Genomic DNA, 15,507 nt, shown 5'->3' on the forward strand with positions numbered 1-15,507 from the left:
ACTCACGGAGGTGGATCGGCCGGTCAAGACAACGGGTGCCGGAACAGGGCACACCGCGCGCGAACGTGCGGTGTCCCGCCGGCGGGACGGTCCTGCGGACCGGGGAGCGCCCGCGGCGCCGCGCTCATCGCGGCGCGCGGTCGCCCATCGAGGCGATGATGTGCCCGGCGATCAGTCTCGGTGTCGGGTGTCGCAACACCAGGTTCGCCCGCAGCTTGAGTCCGGTCGTCGCGGCCAGACGTTTGCTCAGCTCCACCGACAGCAGCGAGTCGAAGCCGATGTCCTTGAACTCCTGGTCGGGTTCGATCGTCTCGGCTGAGGGGTGGCCCAGCACGACGGCGACCCGCTCCAGCACGTGTTCCAGCACGCGCGTCCTCGCGTCGTCCTCGGACAGGGTCGGCAGCAGGTCGGCCAGGGGTACCGGGTCGTCGTCGGTCGCGGGCGGTTGCGGCGCGGGCTCCTCGGCCGCGACCACTGCGGGCGCGGAGTTCAGCCAGTAGCGCTGCCGCCGGAAGGCGTAGGTCGGCAGCTCCACCCGCCGGCGGGTCCCGAACAGGGCGTCCCAGTCCACCGCCCCGCCGCGCACGTGCAGTTGGGCCAGCGAGCCGAGCACGGCCGCGACCTCGCCGCGATCGCGCCGGGAGGAGGCCAGCACCACCGCGTCGTCCAGGTCCTCGACCATCTCCTGCACCGGGACGGTCAGCACCGGGTGCGGACTCATCTCGATGAACCCCCGGAACCCGTCGTCGATCAACCGGCGGACGGAGGATTCGAAGCGGACTTTCTCCCGCAGATTGTCGTACCAGTACTCGCCGTTCAGCTTTGCGGTGTCGATGACTTCGCCGTACAGGGTGGAGTAGAAGGGCAGTGCGGAGGATTTCGGCCGCACGTCGGACAGCGGTGTGATCACCCGTTCGCGGACCCGGGTCACCTGGTGGGAATGCGAGGCGTAGTCGACCGATATTCGGCGGGCCTGGGCGCCTTCCGCCTTCATCTTCTCGACGAATTCGTCGAGTGCGTCCGGTTCTCCGGAAACCACCACCGAACGGGGTCCGTTGACGACGGCGATGCTCACCCGGTCCTTCCACGGGGTCAGCCGGGCCGCCACGAGGTCCGCGGACTCGACCACCGACGCCATCCCGCCGTGTCCGATCAGGTCCACCAGAGCCTTGCTGCGCAGCGCCACGATCTTGGCGGCGTCGCGCAACGACAACGCGCCGCACACGTGCGCGGCGGCGATCTCGCCCTGGCTGTGCCCCACCACCGCGGCCGGTTCCACACCCCAGGACCGCCACAGCGCGGCCATCGACACCATCACCGAGAACAACGCCGGTTGCACCACGTCCACCCGATCCAGCGTGGGCGCACCCGGCACCTCGCGCAGCACGTCGAGCAGCGACCAGTCGACCCACTCGGCCAGCGCGGCCGCGCACTCGTCGAGGGTGCGCGCGAAGACCGGGAAGGTGTCGTGCAGTTGCCGGCCCATGCCGACCCACTGCGAGCCCTGTCCCGGGAACATGAAGACCACGCCGCCGAGCTTGCCGGCGGCCCCGCGCAGCACCGCGGCGGACTCCACGCCGTCGGCCAACGCTTCCAACCCGCCCAGGAGTTCGTCTCGATCGTGGCCCAGCACCACGGCCCGATGCTCGAACCGGGAGCGGCTCGACCACAACGACCGACCCAGGTCGGCGACATCCGCGTCCGGATCGGCCGCGACGAAATCGCGCAGCCTGCCCGCCTGGCGCTGCACGGCCGCCGCGCTCTTGCCCGACAACACCCACGGCACCAGCCCGCCGACCACGCCCGGGCTCGGAGCACGCTCGTCCGGGTCCGCGGGCGGCGCCTCCTCCAGGATCACGTGCGCGTTGGTGCCGCTGACTCCGAACGACGACACCCCGGCCCGGCGCGGACCGTGCGCCGGTGTCCAGGTCCGTCCCGCCAGCAGCAGTTCGACCGCGCCGGAGGACCAGTCCACGTGCCGGGAGGGCTTGTCCACGTGCAGGGTCTCGGGCAGGAAGCCGTGGCGCATGGCCATCACCATCTTGATCACCCCGGCGACCCCGGCGGCGGCTTGGGCGTGGCCGATGTTGGATTTCATCGATCCCAGCCACAGCGGCCGGTCCGGGGAGCGGTCCTGTCCGTAGGTCGCCAGCAGCGCACCCGCCTCGATCGGGTCGCCCAGCACGGTGCCGGTGCCGTGCGCCTCGACCGCGTCCACCTCGGCGGCCGCGACTCCGGCGTTGGCCAGTGCCTGTCGGATCACCTGCTCCTGGGCGCGACCGTTGGGCGCGGTCAGCCCGTTGCTGGCTCCGTCCTGGTTCACCGCCGTACCGCGAACGACGGCGAGCACCGGGTGGCCGTTGCGGCGGGCGTCGGAGAGCCGCTCCAGGAGCAGCACGCCCACCCCTTCGGCCCAGCCGGTGCCGTCGGCCCCGTCCGCGAAGGACTTGCACCGGCCGTCGGCGGCCAGGCCGCGCTGCCGGGAGAACTCCACGAAGATCGCGGGCGAGGACATCACCGACGCCCCGCCCGCCAGCGCGAGCGAGCACTCGCCCGACCGCAGCGACTGCATGGCCAGGTGCAGGGCCACCAGCGAGGAGGAACACGCCGTGTCCACGGTCACCGCCGCCCCGGTCAGCCCCAGTTCGTACGCCACCCGGCCGGACGCGACGCTCAGCGCGCTCCCGTGCAGCAGGTAGCCCTCCAGTTCGCTCTTGCCTCCCTCCAGGAAGCGCCAGCCGTATTCGGTCGAGCTCACCCCGGTGAACACGCCGACGTCGGCTCCGCGTACCTCGGCGGGAACGATGCCCGCCCGCTCGAAGACCTCCCACGAGGTCTGCAACAGCAGGCGCTGCTGCGGATCGATGGCCAACGCCTCACGCGGGCTGATGCCGAAGAATTCCGCGTCGAAGTCGCCCACGTCCGCCAGGAATCCGCCGTGCCGTACATACGAGCTGCCGACCGTGTCGGGGTCCGGATCGTACACGTCCCGCCAGCCACGATCGCCCGGGAACTCGTCCACCATGTCCACGCCGTCGCGGACCATGTCCCACAACTCCTCGGGCGAGGACACCCCTCCCGGATAGCGGCAGGCCATCGCCACCACGGCGATCGGCTCGACCCGGCCCGCTTTCAGCGCGTCGTTCTCCTGCCGGAGGCGGTCCCGCTCCTCCAGCAGCGTGCGCAGCGCCCGCTGGACCCGGTCCGCGCCGTCCGCCGGGCGATCCGCGGCGTTGTTCATGGTCACTTGCCCCTCTCATCCAGAGCCAGGTCGACGAGTGCTTCCAGGTCCAGGGCCGCCAGTTCGCCCGGATCGGCCTCCGTGTCCGGCGCCTGCCCGTCGGCGTCCGGGTGTGGGGAATCGGCGCAGGCCAGGAGCAGTTCCAGGATTCCCGCGCTGCGCAGCCGCTCGATCGGCACGTTGCGCAACACCTCCCGGATCCGCGCGTCCTCGGCCGAGCCGGGCTGCTCCGTCGCACGCAGCAGGCCGCGGACGTGCCGACCCAGCTCGCGTGGTGTCGGGTAGCTGAAGACGAGGGTGGAGGGCAGCCGCAGTGCGGTCGCGGAGGCCAGTCGGTTGCACAGTTCGACCGAGGTCAGCGAGTCGAATCCGAGGTGGGTGAACGCCCGGTCGGCGTCCACCACCGCGCCGGAGGGGTGGCCCAGCACGATGGCGACCTGATCGCGGATCCAGTCCAGCACGACCGTGTCCGCCTCGTCCTGGGCGAGGCCGGCCAGCCGGGCGGGCAGGCCGAGCGAGCCACCGTCCCCGGTGCCGCCCGACCGGTTGCGGGCCGGACGGGCGCCGGCGACGAGGTCGCGCAGGAGCAGCGGCAGTTCGTCGGCACTCCTGCCGCGCAGTGCGGCCGGGTCCAGTCGGGCGGGGATGAGCACGGGCTTGTCGATCGCGTACGCCGTGTCGAACAGGTCCAGGGCCTGGGCCGTCGGCATCTCGGCGATGCCCAGCCGCCGGATCCGGGAGAGGTCGACCGCGTCCAGGTCCTCGGTCATTCCGGTGCGTTGTTCCCACCAGCCCCAGCACAGCGACGTGCCGACCCGGCCGGATGCCCGGCGCTGCGCCGCCAATCCGTCCAGGAAGCCGTTCGCCGCCGCGTAGTTGGCCTGGCCTCCGGTGCCGAGTGTGCCGGCGAGGGCGGAGAAGAGCACGAACGCCGTCAGGGTGTGGTCCGCGGTCAGCTCGTGCAGGTTGATCGCACCGCCGACCTTGGCCCGCAGCACCCGGTCCAGGCTCTCCGCGGTCAGTGACTCCAGGGTGCCGTCGGCGAGGCCGCCCGCCGCGTGCACGACCGCGGTCAGCGGGTATCGCCCGGGGATGTCCGCGAGCACGGCGGCCAGGGCGGCCCGGTCCGCGACGTCGCAGGCCACGACGGTGACGGTGGCGCCGGCCGCCGCCAGTTCCGACCGCAGTTCGGCGGCGCCCTCGGCGGCGATGCCGCGCCGGCTGAGCAGTACCAGGCTGCGCACTCCGCGTTCGGTGACCAGGTGGCGGGCCACCAGGGAGCCCACGCCGCCGGTCCCGCCGGTGACCAGCACGGTCCCCCCGCCGAAGCCGTCGCCCAGGTCGAAGACCAGCTTGCCGATGTGCCGGCCCTGGCTCATCTCGCGAAACGTCCTGCGCGCGTCGCGGATGTCGCGGACCGAGATCGGGTTCGGGCGTACCCGTCCGTCGGCGAACAGTTCCATGACGGCCCGGAACATCTCGTGGATCGAGTCCGGGCCGGCCTCGTAGAGGTCGAATGCCCGGTAGTCGACCCCGGCGTGATCGGCCGCCACCCGCCCGGGATCGCGGATGTCGGTCTTGCCCATCTCGACGAAGCTCCCGCCCTCGGGGAGCAGCGTCAGCGAGGCGTCGACGAAGGTGTGCGCGAGGGAGTTGAGCACGACGTCGACGCCGCGACCACCGGAGGAGTCCAGGAACTTCTCCGCGAACTCCAGGTTCCGCGACGATGCCAGGTGCTCGTCGTCCAGACCCAGACCGCGCAGGGTGGCCCACTTGGCCGGGCTCGCGGTGGCGTAGATCTCGGCGCCGACGTGCCCGGCCAGTCGTACGGCGGCCATCCCGACGCCGCCCGCCGCGGCGTGGATGAGGATGCGTTGGCCCTTTTCCAGCTTCGTCACGTGGAACAGGGCGTAGTAGGCGGTGAGGTAGGCACCGGGCACCGACGCCGCCTCGGCGTAGCTCCACCCGTCGGGGATGGGCATCAGCAGCCGGTGGTCGGCGACGGCCACCGGGCCGAAGGCGCCGGAGAAGATGCCCATCACCCGGTCGCCCGGTGCCAGGTCGGTGACGTCGTCCGCCACCTCCAGTACGGTTCCGGCGCCCTCGCTGCCGATCCCGGCGTCGATGGCGGTCCGCTCCACCAGTCCCAGGGCGATCGTGACGTCCCGGAAGTTGAGCCCGGCGGCGTGCACGCGGACGCGCACCTGCCCACCGGTGAGGGGTGCTTCCACCTCGGGGCAGGGAATCCAGGTCAGGTTCTCCAGCGTGCCCTTGATCGGGATGCCCAGCCGGTGGGCGCCGTGCGCCGGTGGCTCGATCCGATGGTTCGCGGTCTCGGTCGCCGTCATCCTCGGGACGAGGTGCGCGTCGCCGCGCAGGGCCAGTTGCTCCTCGTCGAGGGCGAGCGCGTTCGCGAGGTGTGCCCAGGAGGCTTCCTCGTCGTCGATGTCCACGAGTCGGAACCTGCCGGGGTGCTCGGTCTGGGCGGAACGGATCAGGCCCCATACGGACGCGCCGGGGAGGCTTTCGACGCGCTCCCCGCCGCCGGTGTCCACGGCCAGGCGGGTGAGCAGCACCAGCGTGGATTCGGCGAGCGCCTCCTCGGCGAGGAAGCGCTGGGCCCAGGCCAGCACGCGCATGTCGGTGCCGCCGACGGTGGCGAACGGGTCGGCGTCGGCGGCGACCAGGAAGTCGTCCAGGCACAGCACCAGGTGTCGGGGCGCCTCCCCGGCCAGGACGTCGTCGATGGACGCGTGGAACGCCACACGCTCGGCGCCGGTCCGGGCCAGGCGTGCGGCCTGTCCGTCCGGCGCGCCGAGCACGTCCCACCGCTCGGGCCGGCTTTCCGGCCGGCCCGGCCGAGCCGGGCGCCACTGCACCTCGAACAGCGCTTGCTCGTTCCCGCCGCGTACCGCGCGCAGTTGCTCGGCGCTCGCCGGTCGAAAGGTCAGCGCCCGCACGTGCGCGATCGCGCGGCCGTGCTCGTCGGCGATCGCCACGGACACCACGCCCTCGCCGGCCGGGGAGATCCGGACCCGTACGGTGGCGCCGCACGCGCCGACCCGGTCCACTCCGGACCAGGAGAAGGGCATCCAGCCCCGGCCGTCGGTCACCTCGATGACCCCGCCGGCCACCACCGCGTGCAGCGCGGCGTCGAGCAGCGCCGGGTGCAGGGCGTACCCGCCGGTCTCGGCGGGGTCCGGCAGCGTGGCCAGTGCGAACAGGTCGTCCCCGCGCCGCCACACCTCGCGCAGGCCGCGGAAGGTCGGGCCGTAGTCGAAGCCCGCGTCCGCGAACGAGTCGTACAGACCCGCGACGTCGAGCCGGCGCGCCCCGACCGGCGGCCACACGGTCGGGGCGGGGGCGTCCTCGGTCCGCGCGATCGGGCGCGCCGCGCTCGGCGCCAGGCCGCCCGTCGCGTGCCGGGTCCAGCCGCCCGCGGTCGGGCCGTCCACCGTGCGGGCGGCCGGGTCGGGTCGCGAGTAGACGTCCAGGGAGCGGTGTCCCGTCTCGTCCGCCGCGCCGGCGACGATCCGTACCTGCACGTCGCCCGAGTCGGGCAGCACCAGCGGAACCTCCAGGGAGAGTTCCTCGATCGCGGCGCAGCCGAGGACCTCGCCCACCGACAGCGCCAGGTCCAGGTAGGCGGTCGCCGGTACGACGGCCGCACCGAACACGGCGTGATCGGCCGGCCAGTCGTGGGTCCGCAGGGACCACCGGTCGGTGAACACCACCTCGCCGGTGCCCGGGTGCTCCAGTACGGCGCCCAGCAGCGGGTGGGCCGGGGCCGCGAGGCCGGCCGAGGCCACGTCCGCCGTGCCCGTCCCGGCCCCGAAGTCCAGCCAGTAGCGCTCGTGTCGGAACGCGTACGTCGGCAGGTCCACCCGCCGGCGGGATCCGAACAGGGCCTCCCAGTCCACGAATCCGCCCCGGACGTGCAGTCGGGCCAACGTGTCCAGCAGCGCGGGCACCGCCGCGCGGTTGCGCCGCGACGAGGACAGGACCACCGCGTCGTGCACTCCCTGGGCGGCGAAGGCTTCCGTGGTGATGCTCGTGAGGGTCGCTCCCGGTCCCACTTCGACGAAGACGTCCGCGCCGGCCGCGCGGGCGTGTTCCACCGCGTCGAAGAAGCGAACGGGTTCGCGGACGTGGTTCACCCAGTGCGCGACGGACGTCAACTCCTCGATCGTGGCCTCGCGGCCCGTCCTGGTGGAGACGATCGGGATCGACAGGCGGCCCGGGGGCAGTTCGCCGATCGCCTCGGCGAACTCGGCCAGGATCGGGTCCATCAGCGGGGAGTGGAACGCGTGGTCGACGTCGAGCGGTTTCGCCGACGTGCCGCCGGCGACGAGCCGGTCCCGGAGTTCGTGCACCTGGTCGCGGAGGCCGGAGAGCACCACCGATTCCGGGCCGTTGACGGCGGCGATACCGACCCGGTCGTACCCGCCGAGCAGCGCGGCCACCTCGTCCGCCGAGGCGCGTACCGCCAGCATGGCGCCGCGTTCGGTGACCGTCTGCATGATCCGTCCGCGGGCGGCCACCAGCCTGGTCGCGACGTCCAGGTCGAGGACGCCGGACACGTGGGCGGCGGCGATCTCGCCGACGGAGTGGCCGATCAGGTACTTCGGCTCGCGGCACAACCGCACCATGAGCCGGTACAGGGCGACCTGCAGGGCGAACAGCGCCGGCTGCGCGATGTCGGTGCGATCGCGGGCCGCGGGCTCGTCGGCCAGCAGCAGGGGCTTCAGCGCGAAGGGCAACCGGCTGTCGAAGCCGGCGCAGACCTCGTCGAGGGCGTCCGCGAATACGGGAAAGGTGTCGTACAACCGCCGTGCCACACCGGTCCATTGCGATCCCTGCCCGGGGAACGTGAAGACCGTCGCACCGAGGTCCCCGGCGACGCCGCGCACCACCGCGGCGGACTCCGCGCCGTCGGCCAACGCCGCCAGACCGCTCAGCAACTCGTCCCGATCACCGCCCAGCACCACCGCGCGATGCTCGAACCGGGCCCGATCGGCCACCAACGAACGCCCTACGTCGGCGGGTTCCAGGCACGCGTCGGCGGCGGCGAAGGCACGCAGCCGCCGCGCCTGCGCCCGCAGCGCGTCCGCCGACCGCGCCGAGACGACCCACGGCACCAACCCGGTGTCGATGCCCGGCACCCGGTCGGCGGCGTCGGGCACGGGCGTTTCCTCGGGCGCCTCTTCCAGGATCAGGTGGGCGTTGGTGCCACTGGCCCCGAAGGCCGAGATGCCCGCCCGCCGGGGCCGTCCCGGGGTGTTCGGCCATTCCCGGGCCTCGGTCAGCAGTTCCACCGCCCCGGCGGACCAGTCCACGTGCGTCGACGGGCGGTCCACGTGCAGCGTCGCGGGCATCGTCCCGTGTCGCATCGCCATGATCATCTTGATCATCCCGCCGACGCCGGCCGCCGCCTGCGCGTGGCCGATGTTCGACTTCAACGACCCGAGCCACAGCGGCCGATCGGGATCGCGGTCCTGCCCGTAGGTGGCCAGCAGCGCCTGCGCCTCGATCGGATCGCCCAGCGTGGTCCCGGTGCCGTGCGCCTCCAGCACGTCCACCTCGCTCGCCTGGACCCGGGAGTCGGCCAACGCCGCCCGGATCACCCGCTGTTGGGCCGGCCCGTTGGGCGCGGTCAAGCCGTTGGAAGCGCCGTCCTGGTTGATCGCCGAGCCCCGGATCACCGCCCGGATCGCCCGCCCGTTGCGCCGCGCGTCCGACAACCGTTCCAACACCAGCATGCCGACGCCCTCGGAGAAGCCGGTGCCGTCCGCCGCGTCGGCGAACGCCTTGCATCGGCCGTCCACCGCCAGACCGCGCTGCCGCGACATCTCCCGGAACACCTGCGTCGTCGCCATCACCGTGACGCCCCCGGCCAGGGCCAGCCCGCACTCCCCCTGCCGCAGCGACCGCACCGCCTGGTGCACCGCCACCAGCGACGACGAGCACGCCGTGTCGGTCGACACCGCCGGCCCCTCCAGGCCCAGCGCGTACGCCACCCGCCCGGACGCCACGCTCAGCAGCGAACCGGTCTGCGCGTAGCCCGAGATGCTCTCGGGGGTGAAGAGGTGGTTCCCGTACCCGAAGTACGCCAGCCCGGCGAAGACGCCGGTGTCGCTGCCGCGCAGGGTCTGCGGGTCGATGCCGGCTCGTTCCAGCGCCTCCCACGAGGACTCCAGCAACAACCGCTGCTGCGGGTCCGCGGCCAGCGCCTCGCGCGGGTTGATCCCGAAGAACTCGGCGTCGAAGTCGCCCGCGTCGTGCAGGAACCCGCCCGAGCGGGTGTAACAGGTATTGGGCCGGTCCGGATCCGGATCGTACAGAGCCGCCAGGTCCCAGTTGCGGTCGTCCGGGAAGTCCGACAGCGCGTCCCGGCCCGCCCGCACCAGCTCCCACAGCGCCTCCGGGGACTCCACCCCGCCCGGGTAGCGGCAGGCGACACCCACGACCGCGATGGGCTCGGCAGCGGCCTCGGTCAGCTCCTTCAGGCGCCGGCGTGTTTCGATCAGCTCGATCGATGTGCGCTTGAGGTAGTCGAGAACATCGGCGTTGTTGTCGTTCGTCATCGCTCTCCCCTAGCCGAGCTCTTTGTCCAGCAGCGCGAGAAGCTCTCCCGCCGAGGCCGAACCGATCCGGTCGACGATGCCGACCGGCGATGCGTCGCTCGCCATCGCCCGTACCCGGCCCTGTAGTTCGCCGAGCAGCGTGGCAATGGCGGTCCTGTCCGGCGCCGCGAGCCCGTCGAACGCGTCCGCCAGCCGGGCGCCCAGTCCCTCGATCTCCCTGGTCAGGCGTTCGGCCGCGGGCTCCGGGTCCGCGCCGGAGTCGGGGGCGAGGGCCGCGGACAGGAACCGGGCGAGAGTGCTCGGATTCGGCTGGTCGAACGCGAGTGTGGCGGGCAGCTTCAAGCCGGTCGCCTCGGCCAGCCTGTTCCGCAGCTCCAGTGCCATCAGCGAATCGATGCCGAGGTCCTTGAAGGCCGCGTCGGGACCGACCCGTCCGGTGCCGGCGTGGCCGAGGACGATCGCGGTCTGGGCCCGAACGGCGTCCAGCAACACCGCCTCGGCGTCGGCCGGCGGCAGCGCGGCGACCCGCCGCGCGAGTGCGATGTCCTCCGCCTGCGAAGTGTCCGCATCGACGGAACCGACGGAATCGGCCGGTGTGCCGAGCAGTTCGCGCAGGAGCGGTGACGGCGCCGGACCCGCGGGCGCGGTGCCCGGCGCCGGGAGGTTCAGTCGCGCCGGCACCAGCACCGGTTCGTCGCGCGAGATCGCCGCGTCGAACAGCGCGAGCCCCTCGCGCGAGGACATCGGCCGCACGCCCTGGCGTTGCAGGCGCACGATGTCGGACTCGCCGAGGTCGGCGCCCGCCTCGGTGCGTTGCGCCCAGTAGCCCCAGCACAACGAGATCGCGGCCGCTCCGGCGCCCCGACGGGCCTGCGCCAGGCCGTCGAGGAACGCGTTGGCCGCCGCGTAGTTGGCCTGCCCGGCCGTGCCGAGCACGCTCGCGATCGAGGAGAACAACACGAACGCGGACAGGTCCAGGTGCCGGGTCGCCTCGTGCAGGTACCAGGCGCCGTGCGCCTTCGGGGCCAGCACCGCGTCCACCCGGTCCTCGGTCAACGCCTCCACGACTCCGTCGTCCAGCACGGTCGCGCAGTGGATCACCGCCGTCAGCGGGTGTTCGTCGGGCACCGCGGCGACCAGTTCGGCGACGGACGCGCGGTTCGTGACGTCGCACGCGCGGATCTCGACGTGCGCCCCCGCCTCGGTCAGCTCCGCCCGCAGCCCCGCCGCCGCCGGTGATGCCGGTCCCCGCCTGCCGACCAGCAACAACCGGCGCACCCCGTGTCGTGCCACCAGGTGCCGGGCCAACATCGCCCCCAGGCCGCCGAGACCGCCGGTGATCAGCACCGTCCCGGAGCCGAGGCCGGGACGGTCCGCCGCCGGGCCGAGGGAGCCGCCGGGGGCGCGGACCAGTTGCGGGGTGCTCACGAGGCCGGCGCGGATCCTGAGCTGGGCCTGCCCGGTGGCGATCGCCGCCGGGACGGCCGGCCACGAAGCGGGCAGGCCGTCCGTGTCCAGGAGGGTGAACCGGCCCGGGTTCTCGGTCTGCGCGGTACGGACGAATCCCCAGATCGCGGCCGCGGCCGGATCGGTCTGCGCGCCCCGCTCGTCGTGGATCGCGTCCCGCGTCACCACGACCAGCCGCGAGTCGGCGAACCGGTCGTCGGCGAGCCAGCCCTGCGTCCACCGCAACACCCGGTGCAGGTTGTGCTCGACGACGGTTGGGGTGTCGCCGCCGTCCGGGCCGACCGGATCGATGCCGGCGATCACGATCGGCGGGATCACCGCGCCGGAGGCGGCGAGTTCGTCGAGGTCGGCGAACACCGCTCCGCCCGGTCCCGGCAGCGCGGCCGGCGCGTCGAACCCGCCCAGCACCGCGTACCGGGCTTTCTCGGCAGGGCTCGAAACCGGCGGTATCGCGACGGGCACCCAGTCCACCCGGAACAACGAGTCCCGCCGGTCGAAGCCGAGTTCGGTCAGCTTCTCGACATCCACCGGCCGCAGGGTCAACGACTCGACGCCGCCGACCGGCACTCCGTCGCCGTCCGCGAAGGTGACGGACAGCGTGTCCTCCCCCGCGCCCGCGAGGCGCACCCGCAGCGTGGTCGGCGCGGCGGCGGCCAGGCGGATCCCGGTCCAGCGGTACGGCAGCCACCCTTGGGGCCCGGACTCGTCGGCGGGTCGCCCCGCCCCGGTCGGGAGCAAGGCGGCGTGCAGCAACGCCGGGTGGATCCGGAATCCGCCCGGCCGCGTGCCGTCGGGCGCGGGCGACTCCACTTCCGCGAAGAGGTCGTCGCCGCGACGCCAGAGCTGCTTCAGGCCACGGAACGAGGGCCCATGGGTGAACCCGAGGGCGGACAACCGGGCGTACTCCTCCGCGACCGGCACGCCGACCGCACCCGCCGGCGGCCACACCACGAGGTCGTCCTCGCGGTGGGTCGCTCCGGAGTTCGACCCGACCACGCCGACGGCGTTGCGCGTCCACTCGGCCTCGCCCTCGCCCCGCGAGTGCACGCCGATCGCCCGCTTGCCGTCGATCACGACGCGGATCTCGCGATCGGCCGTCCGGGACAACACCAACGGTGTCTCCACGACGAGTTCGTCGACCACGTCGAACCCCGCCTCGGCCGCCGCCCACACCGCCAGCTCCGCCTGCACCGCTCCCGGCACCAGCACGGCACCGTGCACGACGTGGTCGGCGAGCCACGGGTGGCGTCGCAACGACAGCCGCCCGCCGGCCACCAGGCCACCGCGCTCGCCGTCGTCGGGCAACCCGATCACGGCATCGAGCAGCGGGTGGCCCGAGGTGCTCTCGGCGGTGCCCTCCCGGGGTGTGTTCAGCCAATAGCGCTGCCGCTGGAAGGCGTACGTGGGCAAGTCGACCCACCGGCCGTCCCGGTCCGGGAGCACCGCCTCCCAGGAGACCGCGACGCCCGCCACGAACGCCTCGGCCGCGGACCGGTACAACCGCGCCCAGCCGCCCTGGCCCCGGCGCAGCGTGCCCACCACCACCGCGGCGGAACCGGGGGTGGCGTCGAGCATCGCCTGGATGTTGACGGTGAGCAGTGGGTGCGCGCCGACCTCGATGAACGCACCGTGCCCCTGTTCGAGGAGACGCGTGATGCCGGCCTCGAACCGAACCGGTTCGCGCAGGTTGCGGAACCAGTAGGCCGCATCCAACTCCGCCGTGTCGAGCGGCCCACCGGTCACCGTCGAGTGGAACGCCACCGGCGCGGACATGGGCTCGATCCCGCTCAGCTCGTCCCGGAGTCGCTCCTCGAAGCGGTCCATCAGCGGCGAGTGCCCGGGCACGCTCGCCGGGATCCAGCGAGCGCGAACGCGCTGGGACTCACAATGCGCGATCAGCTCCCGGACGGCCGCCGCCGCACCCGAGACGGTGGTCGAGTACGGTCCGTTGACCGCGGCGATCGCGACCTCGGACCGCCACGGCTCCAGCAACTCCCGCACCCGGTCCTCGGAGGCCACGATCCCGGCCATGCCGCCGTCCTGCGCGGTCGTGGCCAGCAGACGGGACCGCAGGGCCACGATCCTGGCCGCGTCCGGCAGGGTCAGGGCGCCCGCGACGCAGGCCGCGGCGATCTCCCCCTGGGAGTGCCCGATCACCGCGTCCGGGCTCACCCCGAGCGAACGCCACACCTGTGCGAGCGAGACCATCATCGCGAACAGCACCGGCTGGACGACGTCGATGCGATCCAGGTCCGCCGCGTCCGGCCCGCCGCACACGGTGTCGATCAACGACCAGGACACCCACGGCTCCAGCGCGTCCGCACACGCGCGCACGTGCTCCGCGAAGACCGGGCTCGACTCCCACAACTCCCGCCCCATCCCGGCCCATTGCGACCCCTGGCCGGGGAACACGAACACCGTCCGACCGACCGGTCCGGCGACTCCGGACACCACCCCGACCGGGTTGCGGGCGCCCTCGACCACGGCGGTCAGGCCGGCGAGCAGCTCGTCCCGGTCCGCGCCGAGCACCACCCGACGGTGCTCGAACAACGAGCGGGTGGTCACCAGCGCCCGGCCCACGCCCGCGACCGACAGGCCCGGGTCGGCGGCCACGGCGTCCCGCAGCCGCAACGCCTGGTCGCGCAGTGCCTGCGCCGAGCGCCCCGACAACACCCACGGCACGGTCCCGGGGGCGCCGGTCGACACCCGGCCGGCGACGGGGTCCCGGGCCGGACGGGGCGCGACGCCCGGGCCGGGGGCCTCGGACGATCCGGGTGCCTCGGGTGCCTCGGGTGCCTCTTCGAGGATGACGTGCGCGTTGGTCCCGCTGACCCCGAAGGACGACACGCCCGCGCGCCGGGGCCGCCCGGGTGCGCCGGGCCATTCCCTGGCCTCGGTCAGCAGTTCCACCGCGCCGGTCGACCAGTCCACGTGCGGGGTCGGGCGTTCCACATGCAGTGTCCCGGGCAACACCCCGTGGCGCATCGCCATGATCATCTTGATCATCCCGCCGACGCCCGCCGCCGCCTGGGTGTGGCCGATGTTCGACTTGAGCGAGCCCAACCACAGGGGGCTGCCGCCGTCCCGGTCCTGCCCGTAGGTGGCCAGCAGCGCCTCCGCCTCGATCGGGTCGCCCAGCTTCGTACCGGTCCCGTGCGCCTCCACCGCGTCCACGTCGGCGAGCGACAGCCCGGCGTCGGCCACGGCCGCTCGGATCACCCGCCGCTGCGCCAGTTCGCTCGGCGCGGTCAGCCCGTTGGACGCGCCGTCCTGGTTGATCGCCGAGCCCCGGATCACCGCCAGGACCCGACGCCCGTGGCGCCGCGCCTCGGACAACCGCTCCAGCACCAGCACACCCGCGCCCTCGCCCCAGCCGGTGCCGTCGGCCGCGTCCGAGAACGACCGGCACCGCCCGTCGGCCGACAGGCCCCGCTGCCGGGCCACCTCCACGAACATCCCGGGAGTCGGCATCGCCGACACTCCGCCGGCCAGTGCCAGCGTGCACTCGCCCGCTCGCAGGGACCGCACGGCCTGGTGCACCGCGACCAGCGACGACGAGCACGCGGTGTCGATCGACACCGCCGGGCCCTCCAGGCCCAGTACGTACGCCACCCGGCCCGAGGCCACGCTGGTGTACGTCCCGGCGATCCCGAAACCCTCCACCTCGGCGGCCGCCCCGCCGCCCAGCCGCGGGCCGTAGTCGACCGCGTAGATCCCGGTGAACACCCCGGTCGCCGAACCGCGCAGCCGGGCCGGGTCGATGCCCGCCCGTTCCAGCGCCTCCCAGGTCGTCTCCAGCATCAACCGTTGTTGCGGATCCATCGCCAGCGCCTCGCGCGGGCTGATCCCGAAGAACGGCGCGTCGAACTGCGCGAGATCGCTCAGGAATCCACCCGAGCGCGTGTACGTCTTCCCGCGCGCCTCGGGATCCGGGTCGTAGAGCGCCTCCACGTCCCAGCCGCGGTCCCCGGGGAAGTCGCCCATCGCGTCCACACCGTCGGACACGACCTGCCACAGCCCCTCGGGGGACGTCACCCCACCCGGGAAGTGACACCCCGCACCCACGACCGCGATCGGCTCGCGAGCGGACTCCTCCAGTTCGCGCACCCGCTCGCGCAATACCTGCGCGTCGCCGACGGCGCGTCGCAGGTAGGAGCGGAGCTTGTCGACATCCTCCACCGGGAACTCCCCCAACCGTTGCCAACAGAACAGGTG

2 protein-coding genes and 1 pseudogene are annotated in these 15,507 nt (G+C 73.3%); all 3 read right to left on the minus strand.

Annotation, left to right across the window (positions count from 1 at the left end; translation table 11 throughout):
- Nucleotides 1-124: 124 nt before the first annotated feature.
- A complete protein-coding gene (locus ACH4U8_RS21535) occupies nucleotides 125-3,241 on the minus strand; it encodes a type I polyketide synthase (protein ID WP_395779427.1) in 3,117 nt (1,038 codons plus the stop codon).
- Nucleotides 3,242-3,243: 2 nt separating this feature from the next.
- A complete protein-coding gene (locus ACH4U8_RS21540) occupies nucleotides 3,244-9,825 on the minus strand; it encodes a type I polyketide synthase (RefSeq protein ID WP_395779429.1) in 6,582 nt (2,193 codons plus the stop codon).
- Nucleotides 9,826-9,834: 9 nt separating this feature from the next.
- Nucleotides 9,835-15,471, minus strand: a pseudogene (locus tag ACH4U8_RS21545) (SDR family NAD(P)-dependent oxidoreductase); the annotation flags it as partial.
- Nucleotides 15,472-15,507 lie beyond the last annotated feature (36 nt).

Origin of the sequence: Embleya sp. NPDC020886, from assembly GCF_044333915.1 — a bacterium.
In the GTDB taxonomy this organism is placed as follows: Bacteria; Actinomycetota; Actinomycetes; order Streptomycetales; family Streptomycetaceae; genus Embleya.

What these genes read in the sequence shown, in the direction of transcription:
- ACH4U8_RS21535 (WP_395779427.1), bottom strand. Translation starts at nt 3,241, where the DNA reads ATGAACAACGCCGCGGATCGCCCGGCGGACGGCGCGGACCGGGTCCAG.
- ACH4U8_RS21540 (WP_395779429.1), bottom strand. Translation starts at nt 9,825, where the DNA reads ATGACGAACGACAACAACGCCGATGTTCTCGACTACCTCAAGCGCACA.